Raw genomic sequence first — 20,352 nt, 5'->3', positions numbered from 1 at the left:
CAAAAAAAGATACAGAAAAGAAGGTGTTGAAATGAGGCAGCATTATGATGCTCTAAAAGCGAAGTTACAAGATACAAGCAAAGCTGAATCTGGAAAATTAGTGGAAGAAATTAAGCAAGCTTATGAAGATGGTAAGATTGACAAGGCTGAACAGCAAGATCTGCTTCAAGCTGCCAAAGGAATGCTGGGCAGTATGGAATTAGGGAATATCAAAGATGCCGGCTTTTTTGACAAGCGATAAATGATTTTAATAGTGAAATAAATATCAGTAAAGGCTTTTCATTTCAAGTTCTGATAAAAATCCGGTATAATAAAAGTATCAATATTGCTCTTGCTTTTTTGGAAGGGCAAAAAATACTTATTTAGAAAAGAGGAGAAGCAATGATGAAAGGACCAGGATTTGTAAAAGGTATTGTGATTGGGGCTGCACTAGGTTTATTATTTGCACCTAAATCAGGAAGAGAATTGCGGAAAGATTTAATGAAAAAAAGAGATGATTTGATGGATACAGCGAATGACTATAAAGGTACAGTCAAAGACGCTGCATCTGATATCCAAAGTGTCGCAAAAGATAGCGCTCAAGATATCAAGGGCGTAGTGAAAGATTCTTATGGCGACATGAAAGATCAAGCTATGGAAGTTGGTTCTCAAGTGAAAGACGAAATGGATTCTGCTAAAAGTGATATGAAAGATACCGCTAAAGAAGCAAAATCAGACGTTGAAGACAAGAACCAAGAAGTAAAAGATAAAATGAATCAAGATAAAGAAGAAGCAAAAGATAAAATGCATCAGCATAAAGAAGAAGCAAAAAAGAATATCAAATTGGACCAAAACAAAAACCAAAATAAGAACCAAAATAAGAACAAACACAACAATAAATAATGAGTCGTTTGTTCTCAAGCAGGTGCAGTTTATAACTGTACCTGCTATTTTTTGTGTTAACAAAAGAGACTATCTTTTTTAGCGATGATGATGAAAAATCACTAGCCTTATGTTTATTTTTTTAAATGAGCGATGATAGTTGTAAGGCAAGTACTTTGCTTTCCACAGGAGCCTTCGTGTCTTGCACCCGCTTATTTCATCAACACAAAAGGCTTTCTACTGATGTCTCTTAAAAAAATGCTGATAAATAAAAAAATTGTTTGAATGAAGAAAGAAACGAGAAGGAGGTTCATATGGATCTAGCATTATTGTTACTGCGTTGTGTGGTTGGTTTTACTTTTTTTGGCCATGGTACACAAAAGTTATGGGGATGGTTTGGCGGTGAAGGTCTGAAAAAAACCACTGAACTTTTCAGAACCCTTAATATTCAACCAGCCAGATTGATGGCCAGTGTTTCAGCACTTGCAGAGGTGTTGAGTGGTCTCTTTTTCATGCTTGGTTTTTTAACCAATTTGTCCGCGGGTGTTATCGTAGTGACAATGTTGGTCGCAATCTTAACCGTTTCAGGCAAAAAAGGGTATTGGTCTCCTGAAGGGGGTGCGGAATACAACGTGTTGATCATTGCTGTATGTATCGCGGTTATTCTTACAGGACCAGGGACTTATGCTCTTGATCCATTACTATTTTGATTTAGGACAGGCAAACAGCATGACGGCTCGAAATTGAAAATGCGTTTGAGCGGTCAATGTGAACGAATTTGTTGAACCTAAACAAACCTCATATAACAAATAAACACCTTCTTTTATTTGGAACAAAAGGAGGTGTTTATCATTATTCTATTTTTTCCACTGTGGGTGTCATGCTAATTGTTGCTGAATGGTTTTCAAAACAGCATCTTCATTGTTAGTACGGCTGGTAATATAATTTGCTGCTTTTTTTAGCTCTGGCATGGCGTTTTGGACAGCAAAGCTATAGTCTGCCCGAGCCATTAATTCTAAATCGTTATAACCGTCGCCAAATGCCATGGTTTCTGCAGGTGTCACATTCAGCAAGTTTTGCAAATATTCAACTGTTGTGCCTTTATGTACATGAGCATTAGCGATGTCGATCCATGCTGCTTCAGAAGCAACGATATAAGCAGACTCAAAAAAGCGCGATAACTTTTCTCTTGTTTCATAACAATTGAGAGCAGGATCGTGAATCGTGATTTTAACGAAATCTTCTGTTAATTCTTTGAAATCAGCAACTTGTCTGACTTGAGCATAAGAACCTCGGACAATAGCAGCTTCTTCAGGGGATAGATGATCTTTTGTTACAGCTCCATTTTTTGTACAGACAATGATGGTATGCTCTGAACTGATTTGCTCAAGCAGATAAATGATCTCTAAGCCAACTTTATTGCTGAGCAGAGATTCGTAAACAAACTCTCCTTGGTGTTTGATACGCGTAGCACTGTCTCCTAAAATCCATAGGTCTTCAGCTTCCTCGCCAAATAGTTCCTCGATCCGTTCACATTGTTTTCCAGTGACTGGGGCAAAGACGACCTCTTTTTCATCCATTCGTTTTTTCACATCTTTATACAACTCACGATTAAAATCTCCATTTTGATGCAAAAAAGTTCCATCCATGTCTGTCAAAACTAATTTTATCATCTTATTTCCTCCTAAAGTCTTCGTCTGCTGGCTTTTGTTGGTCCATATGCTTTAGGTCTATTTTACCAAAAAAACAGAAAGGTTATAGCAAATAATAGAATTTGTTTTTTTAAAGCGGATGTTGATCAGGATCCACAAGTAAAGTTGCAATATCCATATTTCTCTGAACTGTTTAAACTGAAGTCAAATGTTACTGACCAGAATAGGCGAGACAGCTTCATGATCTCGTTAAGATTCTTCATCTGTTTGTTCTGTTTGATAAGCTAAAATGTCTCCTGGCTGGCAGTCTAATGCTTTGCATATGGCTGCCAAAGTAGAAAATCTAATGGCTTTTGCTTTGCCATTTTTTAATATAGAAAGATTAGCCATTGTAATGCCGACTTTTTCCGAAAGCTCAGTCACGCTCATTTTTCTTTTTGCTAACATCACATCAATATTTACGATTATTGCCATCTAATTCACCTCAAATCGTTAAATCATTTTCTGATTTTATTTGAATGGCTTCTTCTAGCAGTCTCTGAAGAACAGCGGCAAAGACAACCACCACTAACGAAGCACCTAGAATGACCATTCCGATCGCAACAAGACCTGGTGCATCGTCCCATTGTGCCACAACGAAGATCAAAGGTAAGGCTATTACATACAATCCGCTGATCATAAGGGCGCAATTCTTTATTTTTTTGAGTGCAATGACAGAGAGCATTGAGAAAGCCTGGCTTTGATCGATATAACGCAGCAACTGGATGGCTTGGTATAGTGCAAAGTAGAAGGGAATCGATGAAAGGTACATGATCAGCAGCAAACCTAATACGATATAGGCCAATTCTGATCCTGTCTGCAATTTTACAATGGCGGTTACAGCTATTTTTGGCAATACGAAGATACTAAGCGCAAGAACAGGAGTACTGATCATCGTAGTGACTACCTTTAAGAAGAGTGTAGATCCTTTTTTCAATGAAAACACCTCGTTGGTTTTTTATTTACAATAAGATTCTAGCACCCTATTTATCGAATATCAATAAAAATATATTGATATTTGATAAAAATAGGAGAAACAACTTTCCATAATAGATGAATTTACATTGTTCTAATGAGTGAATGCACTGGAGCCCAGTACTCTGGTTCTATAATATTTAACGTTGGTCAGCAAAAAATTAATGCTAAACCCGTTAGAATCCTATTTAATGGCTGCTAAATAATAGACCATGCAGTTATTCCCGCTTTTTCAGTCCCAAGGCGTGAAGGGAACCAGACAAACTTGAGGAGCCAGCAGTCTCCTCAAGCTCGACCTTAAAGCCTTTGTAAGTATTCGTTTCGAATTGCAACAAAGGCTAATTCGTTCTCGGTCTTGCTTGGTTCCTATCACGTTGGGACTGAATCACTTCAAAACTGCAAGGTTTTTGTGCAAATCGCTCTAAAAGCTTGCAGTTACTACCAAATAAAGTAGCTGAAAACATTGACAGCAGTACATTTTTTCTTTATTCAGCAAGCATTATTTATAGAACTTTCAAAGCACACAAAAAGAGGCTGCTTGAAATAAATCAAGCAGCCTTTTTATTTTATTCTACTGTGACGCTTTTGGCTAAGTTTCGAGGTTTGTCAACGTCATTACCGCGATGAAGACTTGTGTAGTAAGCCAGAAGTTGTGTTGGAACGACACTCACTAAAGGTGTTAACAGTGGATGGACTTTCGGTAAGACATAAGCGTCTTCAGGCTGATCCAAGCCTTCCATTGAAATAATCAGACTGTCAGCGCCGCGTGAAACAACTTCATGAGCATTACCGCGTGTATGTCCACCAGTTTTTTCTTCCGTGATCACTGAAATGACCGGTGTATTTTCTTCAATCAAAGCGATCGTTCCGTGTTTCAATTCACCGGCAGCGAAACCTTCCGTTTGAACATAAGAAACTTCTTTTAGCTTCAAGCAAGCTTCCATTACGAGATAGTAGTCTATTCCGCGACCGATATAAAAAGCATTGCGACTAGTGCTGAGGTGGTCAAGTGATAGTTGTTCAAAAAAGTCTCGGTCGTCAATGACTGATTCAATAGCAGATGCGACGATCCCTAATTCGTGCATCATGTCGGTGTCAGCGGCCAAACCATCAGCTTTTGCTGCTAATTCAGCTATGATCGCCATTACTGCGATTTGCGCTGTGTAAGCTTTGGTTGAAGCAACAGCGATCTCAGGACCAGCCTGCAGCAACAAAGTGTAACGAGCTTCACGAGAAAGCGTAGAGCCCGGGACATTGGTCAATGTAAGGGAAGGGTAGTTCATTTCATTGATCTGCACCAATACTTGTCGGCTGTCAGCAGTTTCGCCACTTTGCGATAGGAAGATAAAGAAGGGCTTTTCTGTCAGAAGTGGCATATTATAGCCGAACTCACTAGCCAAATGGACTTCAGTCGGGATATGAGCCAATTTTTCAAATAATTGCTTGCCCACCCATCCAGCATTATAACTAGTGCCGCAAGCTACGATGTAAATGCGGTCACTTTGCAGCAAAGTGTCTAAAATTTCTGGATCGATTTCTAGCTTGCCTTGTTCATTTTGGTAATGTTGCACGATTTTACGCATCACAGCAGGCTGTTCGTCTATTTCTTTTGCCATATAGTGAGGATAAGTTCCCTTGCCGATATCGTCAGCATCCAATTCAGCTGTATAGGATGCACGTTCAATCGTTTTGCCTTCTGAATTTTGAATGGTGATCTCCTCTTCAGTTAAAACCGCCACTTCACCGTCCATCAGCTCGATGAAGTGTTTGGTTTCTTTGATCATCGCCATCGCATCACTGCAGATCACATTAAATCCAGCGCCTGTTCCTAACAACAGCGGACTTTTGTTTTTAGCTGCATATAAAACGTCAGGTTCTTGATTATCGACTAAGGCTAGTGCATAAGAGCCCTTCAAAAAGGAAAGTGTCTTTTTGAACGCTTCAAGTGTAGAAAGATTTTCTGTTTCAGTCAATTTTTCAATGAGTTGCACGATAATTTCGGTGTCAGTGTCACTATGCAGGGAAACATCCGTCAAATAAAGATCTCGTAGTTCAGCAAAATTTTCGATGACCCCGTTATGTACAATCGTGAAACGGCTGCTATTAGATTGATGAGGATGTGCATTTTCAACACTTGGTACACCATGGGTCGCCCAGCGCGTATGCCCAATACCAGAGTGTGCTGCTACCTGATCATCCACAGATTCGCGTAAAGTAGCGATCCGTCCTTTTGCTTTAAATAAATGTCCTTTCTGCTGGTCATCTGTGACATAAATTCCAGCAGAATCATACCCTCGATATTCTAATGTATTTAATCCATTCAATAATATTTCTTTGGCATCTTTATTGCCGATATAGCCTACGATTCCACACATCTTAAACGCCTGCCTTTATAAAAGTATTCTGGATCAACCAGTAAATGATGTAGCTCATCTTATAAATAATTTTTTCAAATGAAGAACCTCTTAAAGAAAAACAAAAAATAAATAGATGAATTGGTATAGACTGTTTTCTTGTTAGTTTATTCGCGAACAGGAACATCATAATGCAATAAATAAGCTTTGTCAACAAAAACGAAATAAAAAATATATTATTGGTATATGTTGTGTAGGTGAAGAGAAATTAAAATTTAAAATAAGTGATTCAAAAGAAAAATGGTAAAAAGTAGTGTTGTCAAAAGAAGCGCTGACAAAATCAGCACTAGCTAATATTGAAATCGTATTCATAAATTCTTATGATAAAGATGAATTTAAAACAATAGGTGTTAAGGAGGAATTATTGTGGAACAAACAATGGTTAAAAAGGGAGGCAAATCTACTGTTCAGCGTTTGGGAAGTTACTTGAGCGGGATGGTGATGCCAAATATCGGTGCATTTATTGCATGGGGATTAATCACGGCATTGTTTATACCAGACGGTTGGCTTCCAAATGAGGCTTTAGCTACTATGGTCGACCCTATGCTGAAGTATCTTTTACCGGTACTGATTGCGTATCAAGGTGGTTCAATGGTTTATGGTCAGCGAGGAGCAGTCGTAGGGACAATTGCAACAATAGGAGTCATTATGGGGTCGGATGTCCCCATGTTGATTGGCGCAATGGCGCTTGGTCCATTAGGCGGATACTGTATCAAAAAATTTGATGACCTATTTGGGAAACATATCAAAACCGGTATGGAAATGTTAGTTAATAATTTTTCGAGCGGTATCATTGGTTTCATTTTAGCGATTATTGCTTTCTATGCAGTTGGTCCGTTTGTATCTGGCTTGACACATTTGTTAGCTAGAGGAGTGGAATGGATTATGAATGCGGGTCTGTTACCTTTAGCTAATATCTTTATCGAACCTGCAAAAATCTTATTCTTGAACAACGCAATCAACCATGGGATCCTAACACCTCTTGGAATTGAACAAGCTGCTGAGGCAGGTAAATCTGTTCTATTCTTACTAGAAGCAAATCCTGGTCCTGGTTTTGGCCTTTTAATGGCCTATGTCTTATTTGGAAAAGGTTCAGCGAAATCTTCTGCTGTTGGAGCTTCTTTTATTCATTTGATTGGTGGAATTCATGAAATTTATTTCCCATACGTTTTAATGAAACCATCTATGTTCCTTGCAGTCATTGCAGGTGGTATTTCAGGAACATTTACGAATGTGTTGCTAGGATCAGGCTTAGTCGCAGCTGCTTCACCTGGATCTATTCTAGCTGTATTGGCAATGACGGCTAAAGGTAGTTATCTCGGTGTAATCTTAGGTGTATTAGTTGGGGGACTTGTATCTTTCTTAGTTGCTATGTTGATCCTAAAAATGGATAAATCTGAAGTGACAAATGATGAATTTGAAGCCTCTGTTCAACAATCTCAAGCTGCTAAAGCTGAATCCAAAGGACAAGCTGTATCAGCAACAGGACAAACAGCCGTCGAAGCAGCTCCAAATGTAAATGAAGATGTTTCAAAAATCATTTTTGCTTGTGATGCTGGAATGGGTTCTAGTGCCATGGGTGCTTCTTTGATGCGGAAAAAGGTACAAGAAGCTGGATTAGATATTTCAGTATCTAACTCCTCAATCAATAACTTGAAAAACGAAGAAGGTTTATTAGTCATTACTCAAGAAGAACTAACAGAAAGAGCAAAACAAAAGACGCCAAGTGCGGTTCATGTATCTGTCGATAACTTTTTAAGCAGTCCAAAATACAATGAAATCATTGATCAATTGAAAGACGAACAATAAAAAGCTAACCAAAGGGAAAGCAGTGGCAGCTTCACTGCTTTTCTGTGTTGGCATTTAAATTTTATCTAGATTAGAAAGGAGGCTAAACAATTGTTCATATCTAGTCGGGAAAAAAATATCATCCAAATCCTGATAGAACAGAAAAGTGGTGTGACGATTGATTACTTGAGTGAAAGGCTAAATGTCAGTAACCGAACGATTTATCGAGAAATGTCCAGCTTAGAAAGCTCGTTAGCTCACTTTCAAATTAAGCTTTTGCGTGAAGCAGAAGGCTATCGTTTAGTTGGAACAAAAGGAATGATGGAGGAACTTAAGCAGCAAATCTATCAGTCTCCAGAAGAGTTGACAGTTCAACAAAGACAAAGCTTGCTTGTGATCATGTTATTGAGGGAAGAGCAAGAGATAAAAATGGAAGCTCTTGCTTATGACTTAAATGTCAGTGTGAGCACCATTCAATCTGATCTTCAATCGATAGCGGAAATATTTGAAGCTTATCAAATTGAAATCGTAAGAAAGAAAGCCAAAGGAATCAAGGCCATTGCGCTTGAAACGAATCGTCGCCTGATTATTAGTGGCCTAATTACCAGTGAAATCAACGAATATGACTTTTTTCAATTGTTTACAAAAGAAGGAAAGATAAAAAAAGAACGTTTTGAACGATCTACCAATCCTTTTCTTCGTCTTTTATCAGCTGAAGACTTAGAAAGAGCTTATCAAGTAGTCAGGGACTTCTCAAATCGTTATTTTGAGGAAGTAACAGACACACAATATCAACGCCTCGTGATTTTATTAAGTTTATCCATTAATCGTATGAGAAAAGGACAGTACATCTCAAACTTGATGATGGATGATGAGGTAAGAGTTGGATTGCGAGAAGAAAACCTGAAAATTGGAAAAGAAGTTTTGATGAATTTGCAAATTACTGATAGCATTGAAGATTTTCTTTCTGCTGAAGTTTTCTTTTTCGCCATTCAAATTCAGGGACTTAGTGTTCATCTGCAAAATGAATTTGCAGATGACTATGACATGACCTTAGATTATGAAGTTCGTCAGTTAATTCGTTTAGTATCGAACGATATGGGATGGAATTTTTATCATGATGAAACTCTTTTTAGAGACTTACTTGTTCATCTGTCAGCTGCTTTGAATCGAGCTAAAGCACCTATGCCGGAAAGTAGTAACTTTTTACTCGATAAAATTTATGATGAATATCCAGAACTTAGTTTTGTTGTGAAACAGAGATTAAAAGAGATTTTTCCAAAAACACATTTTTTATCAAATGAAGTCATTTATATTGTGATTCATTTTGCCTCTGCTTATGAAAGAAATCCTTATAAAGAAAAACTTTCAGTTTTAGTCATTTGCTCGAGCGGAGTAGGAACAGCAAAAATTTTAGAGAGTCGCTTGCGCAAATATATTCCAGAAATCACTGATGTTCAAATCTCTCGCATTTCACAATTACCCCAAGTTAAATTCGACCGTTATGATTTAATTTTATCAACTGTTTTTCTGCAAGGTTTTAAAACGGAATATAAAGTTGTTACACCTTTATTGATGGAAGATGAAGTCAAAAGCATCAAATTGTATGTTAGACAAATTTCTTCAAAAAGGAAAAATAAAAAGCAACCAAGGAAAGTGGAAGAACTATTTGACCAAACAGAAGAAGACTTTAAAGATTTTTACGAAAAAATCAGTGAAGCTAATATTGTATTAGATTACTTTGACATTGTGAAAATAACAGACGAGACCGAGTTGACAGCAATTTTGAAAAAAATATGTCAGCAGCTTGAAGGAACCATTCTAACAAATCCAGAACAAGTCGAAAAGAAGTTAGAAAAAAGGATGCAACTTGCTCCTATTGGTCTTCCTGAAACTAACATGGCGTTGTTCCACAGTGTTGATGAAAGTGTAGTGAAACCATATTTTGCAATTTATGAATTGGATCAACCAATTTCGATTGAAGCAATTGATCATAAGCTAATACAAATGGAACGAATTTTAATGATGTTAGGACCAGATCCATTAAGCGAAACAACACAAGAAATATTAGGTGGCATTAGTTCGGCTATTGTAGAGAATCCAGTGAATACAAAATTATTCAATAATGGAACAAAAGAACTCATCCATGGCTTTCTAAGTCAGCTATTTCTTGAAAGAATAAAAAATTAAAGCGAGGAAACTTAAATGAACATATTAGAAAAGAAAAACATTCAGTTAAATCAATCATTCCAAACAAAAGAAGAAGCCATACGAGCAGCAGGCCAATTATTGGTCAATAATGGTTACGCAGATCAAAGTTATGTTGATTCAATGCTTGAAAGAGAGAGCAAAGTTTCTACTTATATGGGAAACTTCATTGCTATTCCTCATGGTACAGATGAATCTAAAGAATTGATCAAAGCTTCTGGTATCTCAGTTTTACAAGTCCCTGATGGTGTCAACTTTGGTGAAGCAGGGGAAGACAAATTAGTTACAGTCGTTTTTGGCATTGCGGGTGTGGGCAACGAACATTTAGATATTTTGTCCCAAATTGCTGTTTATTGTTCTGAAATAGAAAACGTTGTTAGATTAGCAGATGCTAAATCTGAAGAAGAAATCATCGATTTATTAGGGGGGATTGAATAAATGCAAGCTATACATTTTGGAGGCGGCAACATAGGTCGCGGATTTATAGGAGAAGTTTTAAATCAAAATGATTTTGACATTGCTTTTGTAGATGTCAATGTAGCAATTATCGATGCATTGAATGAAAAGAAAGGTTATACGATTGAATTAGCTGAAGAGGGAAAGCCAGAAGTTCTTGTTAATCGAGTTTGTGGAATTAATAATGGAGAAGATCCTGAAGCAGTTGTATCCGCTTTTGAAAAAGTTGATATTGTAACGACAGCTATTGGTCCTAAGATTTTGCCTTATATCGCTCCTTTGATTGCACAGGGGATACAAAAACGAAAAGCAGCTGGTATTTTTGAACCTTTAGATATTATTGCTTGCGAAAATATGATCAACGGTAGTAGTTTTTTGAAAGAAGAGGTGCAAAAACATCTAGAATCAGGAGATGAATCATATCTAGAACAGTACATCGGTTTCCCAAATGCTGCAGTAGACCGCATCGTACCGCTTCAGCACCATAACGATATATTAAGAGTGACTGTTGAACCCTACAAAGAATGGGTCATTGATCAAAGTCAATCAAAGAATAAAGCGCTTCGCTTAGAAGGTGTTCATTATGCTGAAGATCTTGAGCCTTTTATAGAAAGAAAGTTATTCACAGTTAATACAGGACATGCCACAACAGCTTATAATGGCAGATATGCCGGATATCAGCTAATCGATGAAGCTTTGAGAGACGAATCTGTTCTAGCAGAAGTTAAAGAAGTGCTTAGTGAGACAGGAGCATTGATGATTGAAAAATGGAAGTTTCTTCCAGAAGAACATCAAAAATATATTGATAAAATTTTATCTCGGTTCAGTAATCCTTATATTTCTGATGAATTAACAAGAGTTGGTCGGACTCCAATTCGCAAATTAGGATATAATGAACGGTTTATTCGCCCCATGCGTGAAGCATATGAACGTGATTTAGTCGTTGATGGTCTCATACGAACTGTTGCTAAAATAATGGCTTACCGAGATGAAAATGATGAAGAAAGTCAAGAACTTGCTAGGTTATTGAAAGAAAAAGGTACAAAAGAAGTTATCTGTCAAGTGACCGAATTAACAGATCAAGAACTGATCGGCCAAATTGCTGCTGCCTATCATCATCTAGATTCTCAATCATACTTGCCTCAGTGAGATGCTTTACATTTAAATTGAGGCTATTTACTGAGCCATTTTACTTGATTTATTTCTGTGAAAATCCTCTTTCTTTTTAGCCTGATCGTTATTTTGAAGGGGAATCAGCATTAAAAAACAGCCTTTCCTATTTAAAAAAGGAAAAGCTGTTTTTGGCATTTTGAGTTATGTGGAGCAAATATTATCTTTGAAATTTTAATAGGTGAATATTCAGTAAAACGTTTTGTTAAAAAAGATTACGCAGAATTTAAGGGTCATTATAAAAAATTTTTCAATCACTGATTTAGTATAAAATGCCCTGTGCAATCAATGAAGTCACAGCTAAAACGACCCAGCACAAAAAGCCGAGCAAAATAGGGCGGATGCCATTTTTTAAGAGTTTGATGATATTGGTGTTCAATCCAATAGCAGCCATCGCAGCACTGATCAAAAACTTACCGGCTTGGCTCAAAAAGTTGGTGACAGCTTCTGGTATCGGCAGAAAAGTATTTAATATAGCAGTGAGTAAAAATCCTAAAACAAACCATGGAAAGATTTTAGCCAAACTGAATTGTGCAGCAGCTTGTTGTTTTGATTTGCGGGTGTTAGCAAGCGCTAAAGCGAAAGTGATCGGGATAATAAAAAGCGTACGCGTCAATTTAACAACAACAGCTAAATTACCGGCTACTTCGCTATAAGAATAGCCTGCTGCTACAACGGAAGAAGTGTCGTTGACGGCAGTACCAGCCCATAAACCAAATTGCGTGTCACTCATTTGCAGCAAATGTCCGATTGCTGGGAAAAGAAATGCAGCCAGCACATTGAATAAGAAAATCGTCGAGATGGCATGCGCCACTTCATCATCTTCGGCACCAATAACTGGCGCAGTGGCAGCAATAGCAGAACCGCCGCAAATGGCAGAGCCGACACCGATCAAGATTGTCGTATTACCATTGATATGTAACATTTTTCCAGCGATATAAGCCGTTAAAAATGCAGCGGTCAATGTGAACAGCATCAAAACCAGCGTTTGGCTGCCAGTTGCTAAGATATTGTATAAGTTCATTTCAAAGCCGATCAAAATAATAGCATATTGTAACACTTTTTTTCCGGTAAATTGAATGCCAGGTTGAAAGATAGCAGGGCGTTTCCAAAAAGCTAATACCATTCCAAATAAAATCCCTAAAACAGGGCCGCCGATCACAGGTACCAACTTTCCTATATACCAAGCGGGGATCGCGATCAGAATAGCCAACAAAATACCTGGCAAGCGTTTCTTCAAATTTTCCATCATATGTAACAACCTTCCTTTTTTGTACTGCGATTATTATAACATAGAAGACTTTTTTCATAGTGAAAAATGCTATCCAGAACGGTTTTGTTTGTCTTTCGAATAAAGATAAGCGAAAATGGATTACAGTAGAATGCAAAGAAAATAAGAAATAACAATTTTGAGAAACACGCTTCGTTGCTTGTTAATGAGCTTTTCGATTTGGGATTAAGATTTTACGTAAATAAATGGATAATCAAGGGCGAAGAAAAATGATTTTAAGCAGGGTAGGAGGAGAATGGAATGGGCGTGATCACAGGAAATATGTCTTCTGAAATATTAGGAATGAAGATGAACTATACAGCTATTTTGCCAGAACAGTTGAGTGGACCTTATCCGGTTTTGTATTTGCTGCATGGACGTTCTGATGACGATAAAGCTTGGCTGTACAATATCTCATTAGTACGTTATGCCGCTAGCAAAAAATTGGCGATCATTATGCCGCAAGTACATTTGAGTTATTATACGGACATGAAAATTGGAGGGGATTACTGGACTTTCTTAACGGAAGAATTCCCAAAAAAGATGAAGCATCAATTTCATATCAGTACATCTCCGGCAGAAACTTTTGTAGCCGGCTTGTCAATGGGCGGTTATGGCGCACTTAAATGGGGCTTGAGCTACCCTGATCAGGTAGCCGGTATAGCTACATTATCTGCTGCAACGGATGTCTTTGGTCTCTGGGAAAGAGATGCTTCACGAGAAAAGAGTTTTTCAGCCATTTTTGGTTCTAAAGATGAACTGAAGGATTCTGCAAATGACTTGCTTGCCGTTTTAGAAGCTGCCAAAGAAAAAGAACCGTTGCCAGCTGTCTTACAAATTTGCGGCACTGAAGACTTTTTGTACAAAGATAATTTAATTTTTAAAGGGTTGATTGAACAAATGAATATCGATTATACTTTTATTGAAGGTTCAGGTGGACATGATTGGGACTTTTGGGACAAGAGGATCCAAGATGTGCTGGAATGGATCGAAGGTATGCTAAAAGGAACATCTGATCGCTTTTAATCAGCGGATTGGTTTGAGACAACATCAACTTTTTGAGCGTGTTGTGATGGAACGCTAAAGTATTGGCTAGATCCAGATTATAAAAAAATGCTGGTTTAGTGCTGGTCCTAAAAATTGAATAAAAATAAGTGAAAACACTGGGTGAATGGTACCAATTCTCAAAAGTTAGAGCAGAATGTAACTTTTAGGGTCAGTATCGATACTGAGTGTTTTCACTTTTTCAAAGGATAACGTAGGGGAATGATGACGCTAGTCAATTGGTTCGATCATTTGTGTTACGTTCAGGTAATAACGAAGAAAAGAAGGTTTGCTGGAGTAGAGGGCCTCTTTTCAAGTAAAAAAATCTTCAAATAACGTTTGTCACTATTTTGTCACAACTTTATGACAAAATAGTGGCTAGCAATGTAATAGCTTTCAATTATAAAATAAAGCATGATATACTTTGGTCAAGTTGAAAATGATAATTTTATCATTTTTCCCTCATTTAATTCATCTCGTTGTCTTCTACAAGACGACGTTTACATTCCTTATCCATTCCGGATATTTCCTTTTGATTTTTTATACTTCATTTGTTTACCTCTTTTTTGAAGTCTCCTTTTTTTCCTCAGATGCCTTCTTTGGGTTCATTTACCTCATATTTACTTTTCCTCAATATTTATTTTTTAGCGGAGATTTCAGCTTAAAAACCTCACTCAAAGAAGGATATCTATTGTTCAGTTCATCTCATCCTTTTTGTTTTTTTCCAATTTAAAAAATACTATCTAAAGGTGTGTGTGCTTATGGTCATGGAAGAAAAGTCTCCTTGGAACCAAAATCACTTGTCGATGTATGCTCGCTATGTCAAACGCCTCATTGATATCTTTTTCTCCCTCATAGGTTTAACTGTATTGTCGTTGCCGCTTATTTTGATGGCTTGTTTGATCAGGTTAGATTCTGAAGGTCCGATTTTCTTTTTGCAAGAGCGGATCGGACAGCATGGCAAAGTTTTTCGCATTATCAAGTTCCGAACCATGATTGTCGGTGCGGAGCAAATGGGCGATGGTCTACAGATCCACAGTTTTAAAGATCAACGGATCACCAAGGTGGGCTTGGTGTTGCGAAGAACGAGTTTGGATGAGCTGCCGCAATTGATCAATATTTTAAAAGGAGATATGTCTTTGGTGGGACCTCGACCACCGGTTATTTATTCGCCGTATCCTGGCTATGCTGCTTATCCCGAATGGGCAAAAAAGCGTTTTTTGATCAAACCAGGTTTGACCGGATCCGCTCAAATTAAATACCGTAACCGCGTGGAATGGGATCAACGGATAGCTGAAGATATCCGTTACTTGGAGACACTATCGTTTAAGACAGACTTGACGCTCTTATTCAAAACAGCAGCTAAATTTATTGAGACTGAACCCACACAAGAATTAGCTGAAGAATGGGACGAAGGGCATCAGGAAAAAGATAAGGAGGTTGTCAAATGATCAAAAGTTTCTACATGGACAAAGGCTGGGGCGTTCTTCAGCAGACGAAAGAAGGTGGCGAATCGCTTCATTATCTTTTTGAAAGAGAAGAAGGACGGATCGTTTATCCTTTTATCAAAAGACCAGCTGGAAAAGTCGACAATGTTCAATACTATGACATCGTTACTCCACGTGGACAAGGCGGAATTTGGCTCGAACACATTCAGGAAGGCAAAGAAAAAGTGCTCATTCAAGAGTTTAGTCAAGTTTTTGGCGACTATTGTGCACAAGAAAAGATCGTTGCGGAATATATTCGTTTCAGTCCTTGGCTGAAACAGGCACATTGGTTCGAAGACGAATATGATCTTTCTTATTTTGGAGAAGTTTACTGTATTGATTTAAGAATGGATTTTTTTAAGGATGCTTTTAGTTCCGGTTTGCGTCAGCAGATCAGAAGGGCCATAAAAAATAATGTCATTATCCGCTTTACAGATGATCCAGATTTTATTGACGAGTTTCTAAAGTTGTATCAACGAACAGCTGATCAGCATCAGTTTGGCGATTATTATCAATTAGATAAAGCATTTCTGCAGCGTTACCTTGATTTTTATCCGGATAAAGTCCTATTCGCGGTTGCATTGCTGGATGAAAAAGTTATTTCTGCAGCATTGTTGTTGTTAGGAGAAGACATCGTTCACTATCACTTTGCGGCAACTGATCCAGCATATAAGAGTATCCAGCCGAACAGCTTGTTGATCTATGAAGCAGCAAGTTATGCAGAGGCTTACGGCAAACGATTATTTGATCTTGGTTCTGCTAAAGCCGGCAGCAGCTTGGAACAATATAAAAAACAATTTACTGCGAAATCAAAAAGTTATCCATTTTACCGAGGGACCAAAATACGCAATGCTGATATTTACGAATCTTTGGTTGAACAGGCGGGAGGTTCGTATAAAGATTACTTCCCAGCTTACCGCAAATAAATGAGGTGAGAGCAGATGAAACCTTTTTTTGCGCCAACACCGATCCATCCTTTAAAAGAAACGTTTCAGCACAACCGATTTTACATCAAAAGGGAAGACTTGATCCCGTTGTCCTTCGGCGGCAACAAAGCGCGTAAAGCGTATTACTTTTTGCAAGACATCGAAAAGGAACGAGCTGATTGTCTCGTCACTTATGGCAGCAGCAGTTCCAACCATTGTCGTGTGATCGCAGCCATAGCAGCAACAAAAAATATCCCGTGTCTGATCATCTCTCCCTCTTCACAAAATACACCAACGATCAATCAACAACTCGTTGAGACCCTCAATGCAGAGTTGATTTTCACCCCACTATCCCAAGTCAGGGAAACCATTCAACAAACTATCAACCAACTGAAAAAAAGTGGCTTGCATCCATATTTTATTCCAGGAGGCGGTCATGGTCCTCATGGCACTCAAGCTTATGTTGATGCTTACCAAGAAATCAAGGTAGTCGAAGAAGAACAGCATCTTTCTTTTGATTTTATTTTTCATGCTTCTGGAACAGGAACCACTCAAGCTGGTCTAATTTGCGGAAATCATTTAAGCAATGATACCAAAAAAATCGTCGGGATCAGTATCGCAAGAGTGGCTGAAAAAGGGCTTCCCGTCGTGCTGGAATCCGTCAATGATTATTTGGAAAAACTGTTATTGCCGCCTCTTGCCAACGAAGCCATTCTATTTGACGATCATTATCTTGCTGGCGGTTATGGGCAATTTGATGAGTCTATCATTGAAATGGTACAAAAAATTTTTATTCGTGAAGGAATTGTATTTGACCCCACATACACGGGAAAAGCCTATTGGGGAATGATGCAATACCTTAAAAAACATCAGGTCGAAAACCAAACTATCTTATTTTTGCATACCGGCAGTAGTCCACTTTTCTTTGATCAGTTGCAAAAGTATCGCCATACAAGGAGTGTGAGAAATGAAAATCAGTTATATCGAAATGCATCAGCTGCCAAAAATGGCTTGGGGGGCGATCGTTGAAAAAGACTCTCTTCACGTGACTGTGTATCATGGTAAAAATGTCGAAACACAAAAAGATTTTTTCGTTGAAGGGGCTTGGGAAGGAGCATTTGCAAAAGGACGGTTTGATCAAGCTGATTTCTTTAATGGATCTGGTGGAAGAATCAAGCAAAAAAAATACAAAAGAACGTTTATGTTTTCTACCGCTAGCCATACGCTGGATCGGCTGCATACGATTCGTTTAAAAAACAAGTTGATCGTTTCTAATTCCATGCCATTTGCGCTGCATCTGGCTCATGCCAGACTGAATCCTCGATATCTTGATTATGAAAAAGACTTAAATTCGATTTTAAAGGGAATCTATCGCTATAAGGATTGGATCCCATTAAAAGGACAGAAGAAGCTTTATTTGCATTATTATTGCAACTTAGTGATCGATAAACACCTCAATATCGAAAAAGAGAAAAAAATGGAAATCGCTCCTTTTGAACATTATGAACATTACCGGCAAATATTGAGCTGCACACTGAAACAGTTTATCGAAAACGCTAAAGACCCATTGAGAAAACAACCCTATGGTATCGTAACGACCATTTCAAATGGTTATGATTCAGCGGCATGTGCCGTTTTGGCCAAAGAAGCCGGCTGCGATACAGCGTTGTCCTTCGATCGGCCGGAACACTATGCGGAAGATTGCGGCTTATCTATTGCACAGCAGTTGGGCTATTCATCGATTATATTAAAAGATGCTCAAAAGTACTTAGATAATGAGCAGCTGATCGAGACAGCATTTGTTTCCACTGGTGAGTTGGGCAGCGGTGTCGTTTACACATCATTTGAAGAAGAGATGGCAGATAATATCGTGATTTTTGGTGAAGAAGGCGATGAGTTCTGGGGCAAGGATCGTTCAGACGCTAATGACGGATTTCGTTTTCCGGATGATGTTATGGCAGGAGTATCGATGATTGAACATCGCTTACGCGTTGGGTATATTTTTACACCGCTTCCGACTTTTGGCGGCGTGCAATGGAAAAGTTTATGGAAACTGAGCAATTCTCCAGAAATGCAACCGTATTCTATCGGCGGGTCGTACGATCGGCCAATTCCAAGAAGGATCGTGGAAACAGCAGGAATCCCTAGAGAGGCATTTGGTATGAACAAAAAAGGTGTGGGGATCAATTATCGTTACGATAGTTTTTCGCGGTTAAAAGAACGCATGTCCAAAGCATCCTTTCATTCTTATCAGCAATATTATAAACATTACCGCAAATTTGATCGAGAGCATTTCCAAAGATGGCTGCGTTATCTATTCGATACAAAAAATGTTTATCTTCATGTTGCGCTGCGCAAGCTTGGGATCGAAAGCAATTTGACGATGCCGAATGCAGAAAGTGAGACCAACCCAGGAGCACCGGCATATTTGATCCACTGGGGCGTTCAAGAGATGCAGAAGCGTTACCGAAATGCATTTGAAAGAAAGTATAAAAAATACCTTAATTTGCTGCAAAACGAAAATAATCGTTCAAGCGCAGTTTTAAGCGAAGAGCGCAGTCCGTATTCAGAAGAAATCATGGCTGAGATCGGAAGGAGGAGTAGAGAGTGAAAGAAACCAGAATAGAGGGTATAGCCTCTTTAGCGTGGTGTGCCAAGCTTGAAAAAGGAACGTTGGCATTGCAACTGTCACATGGCAGAAAAGTGGAAACAAGAGAAGAAGGATTTGTGGAAGGGGCGTGGGATGGGGCATTTTCAAATTTTCAATTCGACCAAGCAGATTTCTTATTGGGGTCTGGCGGAAAGCGCATGGTCGAAAATGGACAGCAGCAGTTTTTGTTCGCTGCACCTTCGCATACATTGGAACGATTGTATGCCATCAAAGCAGAAGAAAGTTTATATGTTTCGAATTCGCTGCCCTTCATTCTTGTTCAATCACATTCCAGCTTGGATAGGCACTACTTCGAATATGAAAAAGACCTCAATACCATCTTGAATGGACTTCAAAAAGTAAAAAAGTGGATTCCATTAGCTGAAAATAAGCGTTTAAGGTTATTTTATCATTGCAATGTGTTAGTAGATGAGGATTTGAATATCGAGCTAAAGCCAAAACAGGACATGCCGCCATTCATTGATTTCAATGATTATGAAACGCGGTTGCTCGCTGCATTAAGACGATTAAGAGACAACGCACAAGATCCGGAAAGGACCGCAGCATATGGCTTAGTAACAACCATTTCAAAAGGGTATGATTCAGCGGCTTGTGCTGCATTAGCAAAAGAATTAGGGTGCGATACTGCTGTGACTTTTGACCGACCTGAAAAATATGCAGAAGATTCTGGAGAAGACATTGCGCAGCAGCTGGGGTATGCGCAAATTCTCAAAAAAGATGCGGAAGCGTATTTGAGCAATACGGCATTGATCGAGTCTGAATTTGTTTCTTCAGGTGACTTGGGTACAGGGATCGTTTATGCAGCATTTGAGGAAGAATTTAAAGAAAAAATGGTTTTTGTAGGACATCGCGGGGATTATTTTTGGGACAAACACGCCCAAGATGTCAATGATGATTTTCGTTTTAATGATTTTGTTTATTCTGGAACCTCTCAAGCAGAAAATCGTCTAAAAGCGGATTATATATTCGTGCCTGTCCCTTTATATGGAGCTGCGCAATGGCCTTCCATCCATAAAGTCACTCACTTGAAAGAAATGGACGCTTATTCAGTGGGCGGCGACTATGATCGCCCGATTCCAAGAAGGATCGTTGAAACAAGAGGTGTAGACCGTAAAGCGTTCGGTTTTAAAAAAGCTGGAGCGGGTTTCAATTATCGTTACGATACAGCTGCTCGTTTAAAACGGCGTATGTCTCCGCATTCTTTCCAATCTTTTTATGCTTACTATCTGGAGCACAAAAGAAAACCGCATCAAAACTTCCCTCATTGGCTTCGCTATCTTGGAATACAAAAAGAATGTACAGTTTTATCCTTTTAAATCGAATAGGAATCTCTATCCCTTTTAAAGATATCCCGTTTGACGGTGTTTCAAATCCAGGATTGCCTTCTTACC

The 20,352-nt window shown here is 38.5% G+C and carries 18 protein-coding genes; 13 read left to right on the top strand and 5 right to left on the bottom strand.

The window, feature by feature from the left end; translation table 11 throughout:
* Positions 1-31 precede the first annotated feature (31 nt).
* From BM057_RS01180 to BM057_RS01170, 3 genes are all read left to right on the top strand, one after another.
* Entirely contained in the window at positions 32-241 is a 210-nt protein-coding gene (locus tag BM057_RS01180) for a hypothetical protein (RefSeq protein ID WP_092090860.1), read from the top strand.
* A 140-nt stretch (positions 242-381) separates the two neighbouring features.
* Positions 382-882, top strand: coding sequence for a YtxH domain-containing protein (locus tag BM057_RS01175; protein ID WP_092090858.1), 501 nt, complete (start codon positions 382-384; stop codon positions 880-882).
* A 293-nt stretch (positions 883-1,175) separates the two neighbouring features.
* Positions 1,176-1,571, top strand: coding sequence for a DoxX family protein (locus BM057_RS01170; RefSeq protein WP_092090856.1), 396 nt, complete (start codon positions 1,176-1,178; stop codon positions 1,569-1,571).
* Positions 1,572-1,739: 168 nt separating this feature from the next.
* Here BM057_RS01170 and BM057_RS01165 read toward each other — a convergent pair whose 3' ends face one another.
* The 4 genes from BM057_RS01165 to glmS all read right to left on the bottom strand — a co-directional run bounded on the left by BM057_RS01165 (position 1,740) and on the right by glmS (position 5,902).
* Positions 1,740-2,534, bottom strand: coding sequence for an HAD-IIB family hydrolase (locus tag BM057_RS01165; protein WP_092090854.1), 795 nt, complete (start codon positions 2,532-2,534; stop codon positions 1,740-1,742).
* Between the two features lie 228 nt (positions 2,535-2,762).
* Positions 2,763-2,987, bottom strand: coding sequence for a helix-turn-helix domain-containing protein (locus tag BM057_RS01160; RefSeq protein ID WP_092090852.1), 225 nt, complete (start codon positions 2,985-2,987; stop codon positions 2,763-2,765).
* 10 nt (positions 2,988-2,997) lie between these two features.
* Complete coding sequence (locus BM057_RS01155; protein ID WP_092090850.1) at positions 2,998-3,489, bottom strand: DUF2975 domain-containing protein; 492 nt, start codon at positions 3,487-3,489, stop codon at positions 2,998-3,000.
* A gap of 604 nt (positions 3,490-4,093) precedes the next feature.
* On the bottom strand, positions 4,094-5,902 hold the full coding sequence (gene glmS / locus BM057_RS01150) for a glutamine--fructose-6-phosphate transaminase (isomerizing) (protein WP_092090848.1): 1,809 nt from the start codon (positions 5,900-5,902) through the stop codon (positions 4,094-4,096).
* A gap of 405 nt (positions 5,903-6,307) precedes the next feature.
* Here glmS and BM057_RS01145 point away from each other — a divergent pair, with 405 nt between their 5' ends.
* From BM057_RS01145 to BM057_RS01130, 4 genes are all read left to right on the top strand, one after another.
* Positions 6,308-7,750: a PTS mannitol transporter subunit IIBC gene (locus BM057_RS01145; RefSeq protein ID WP_281246044.1), complete on the top strand. Its 1,443-nt coding sequence runs from the start codon at positions 6,308-6,310 to the stop codon at positions 7,748-7,750.
* Between the two features lie 90 nt (positions 7,751-7,840).
* Complete coding sequence (locus BM057_RS01140; protein ID WP_245741763.1) at positions 7,841-9,919, top strand: BglG family transcription antiterminator; 2,079 nt, start codon at positions 7,841-7,843, stop codon at positions 9,917-9,919.
* A gap of 15 nt (positions 9,920-9,934) precedes the next feature.
* Positions 9,935-10,375, top strand: a complete 441-nt coding sequence (locus tag BM057_RS01135) for a PTS mannitol transporter subunit IIA (RefSeq protein ID WP_092090844.1) — start codon at positions 9,935-9,937, stop codon at positions 10,373-10,375.
* Entirely contained in the window at positions 10,376-11,542 is a 1,167-nt protein-coding gene (locus BM057_RS01130) for a mannitol-1-phosphate 5-dehydrogenase (protein WP_092090842.1), read from the top strand. It begins immediately after the preceding gene.
* Positions 11,543-11,825: 283 nt separating this feature from the next.
* On the opposite strand, the gene BM057_RS01125 is transcribed toward BM057_RS01130, so the two are convergent.
* Positions 11,826-12,815 carry a YeiH family protein gene (locus BM057_RS01125; RefSeq protein WP_342708075.1) on the bottom strand — a complete coding sequence of 330 codons (990 nt, stop codon included), beginning with the start codon at positions 12,813-12,815 and terminating at the stop codon, positions 11,826-11,828.
* A 279-nt stretch (positions 12,816-13,094) separates the two neighbouring features.
* Between BM057_RS01125 and BM057_RS01120 the strand changes: the two genes are divergently transcribed.
* The 6 genes from BM057_RS01120 (at position 13,095) to BM057_RS01095 (ending at position 20,277) form a co-directional block, all read left to right on the top strand.
* Positions 13,095-13,859: an alpha/beta hydrolase gene (locus tag BM057_RS01120; RefSeq protein ID WP_092090840.1), complete on the top strand. Its 765-nt coding sequence runs from the start codon at positions 13,095-13,097 to the stop codon at positions 13,857-13,859.
* A gap of 779 nt (positions 13,860-14,638) precedes the next feature.
* Positions 14,639-15,328 carry a sugar transferase gene (locus BM057_RS01115; protein ID WP_245741762.1) on the top strand — a complete coding sequence of 230 codons (690 nt, stop codon included), beginning with the start codon at positions 14,639-14,641 and terminating at the stop codon, positions 15,326-15,328.
* Positions 15,325-16,290, top strand: coding sequence for a GNAT family N-acetyltransferase (locus tag BM057_RS01110; protein ID WP_092090838.1), 966 nt, complete (start codon positions 15,325-15,327; stop codon positions 16,288-16,290). The genes BM057_RS01115 and BM057_RS01110 overlap by 4 nt, the downstream gene beginning before the upstream one ends.
* 15 nt (positions 16,291-16,305) lie before the next feature.
* The gene (locus tag BM057_RS01105; RefSeq protein WP_092090836.1) at positions 16,306-17,319 is read left to right on the top strand and encodes a 1-aminocyclopropane-1-carboxylate deaminase/D-cysteine desulfhydrase; all 1,014 of its coding nucleotides are present in this window, start codon (positions 16,306-16,308) and stop codon (positions 17,317-17,319) included.
* Positions 17,258-18,901, top strand: coding sequence for a hypothetical protein (locus tag BM057_RS01100; protein WP_092090834.1), 1,644 nt, complete (start codon positions 17,258-17,260; stop codon positions 18,899-18,901). The genes BM057_RS01105 and BM057_RS01100 overlap by 62 nt, the downstream gene beginning before the upstream one ends.
* Positions 18,898-20,277 (top strand): hypothetical protein, encoded by a 1,380-nt coding sequence (locus tag BM057_RS01095; RefSeq protein ID WP_092090832.1) that lies wholly within the window; start codon positions 18,898-18,900, stop codon positions 20,275-20,277. The genes BM057_RS01100 and BM057_RS01095 overlap by 4 nt, the downstream gene beginning before the upstream one ends.
* The last annotated feature ends 75 nt before the right edge of the window (positions 20,278-20,352 follow it).

The organism is Pisciglobus halotolerans, assembly GCF_900113675.1.
Taxonomy (GTDB): domain Bacteria; phylum Bacillota; class Bacilli; order Lactobacillales; family Carnobacteriaceae; genus Pisciglobus; species Pisciglobus halotolerans.
Note: the sequence above shows the minus strand (reverse complement) of the source record. Positions and strands in the feature narration are given on the sequence as shown.

Excerpts from the sequence above, each read along its gene's own strand:
- BM057_RS01165 (WP_092090854.1), bottom strand. The coding sequence starts at position 2,534 with ATGATAAAATTAGTTTTGACAGACATGGATGGAACTTTTTTGCATCAA.
- BM057_RS01175 (WP_092090858.1), top strand. The coding sequence starts at position 382 with ATGATGAAAGGACCAGGATTTGTAAAAGGTATTGTGATTGGGGCTGCA.
- BM057_RS01160 (WP_092090852.1), bottom strand. The coding sequence starts at position 2,987 with ATGGCAATAATCGTAAATATTGATGTGATGTTAGCAAAAAGAAAAATG.
- BM057_RS01135 (WP_092090844.1), top strand. The coding sequence starts at position 9,935 with ATGAACATATTAGAAAAGAAAAACATTCAGTTAAATCAATCATTCCAA.
- BM057_RS01130 (WP_092090842.1), top strand. The coding sequence starts at position 10,376 with ATGCAAGCTATACATTTTGGAGGCGGCAACATAGGTCGCGGATTTATA.
- glmS (WP_092090848.1), bottom strand. The coding sequence starts at position 5,902 with ATGTGTGGAATCGTAGGCTATATCGGCAATAAAGATGCCAAAGAAATA.
- BM057_RS01125 (WP_342708075.1), bottom strand. The coding sequence starts at position 12,815 with ATGATGGAAAATTTGAAGAAACGCTTGCCAGGTATTTTGTTGGCTATT.
- BM057_RS01115 (WP_245741762.1), top strand. The coding sequence starts at position 14,639 with ATGGTCATGGAAGAAAAGTCTCCTTGGAACCAAAATCACTTGTCGATG.
- BM057_RS01180 (WP_092090860.1), top strand. The coding sequence starts at position 32 with ATGAGGCAGCATTATGATGCTCTAAAAGCGAAGTTACAAGATACAAGC.
- BM057_RS01100 (WP_092090834.1), top strand. The coding sequence starts at position 17,258 with ATGAAAATCAGTTATATCGAAATGCATCAGCTGCCAAAAATGGCTTGG.
- BM057_RS01120 (WP_092090840.1), top strand. The coding sequence starts at position 13,095 with ATGGGCGTGATCACAGGAAATATGTCTTCTGAAATATTAGGAATGAAG.
- BM057_RS01110 (WP_092090838.1), top strand. The coding sequence starts at position 15,325 with ATGATCAAAAGTTTCTACATGGACAAAGGCTGGGGCGTTCTTCAGCAG.
- BM057_RS01170 (WP_092090856.1), top strand. The coding sequence starts at position 1,176 with ATGGATCTAGCATTATTGTTACTGCGTTGTGTGGTTGGTTTTACTTTT.
- BM057_RS01105 (WP_092090836.1), top strand. The coding sequence starts at position 16,306 with ATGAAACCTTTTTTTGCGCCAACACCGATCCATCCTTTAAAAGAAACG.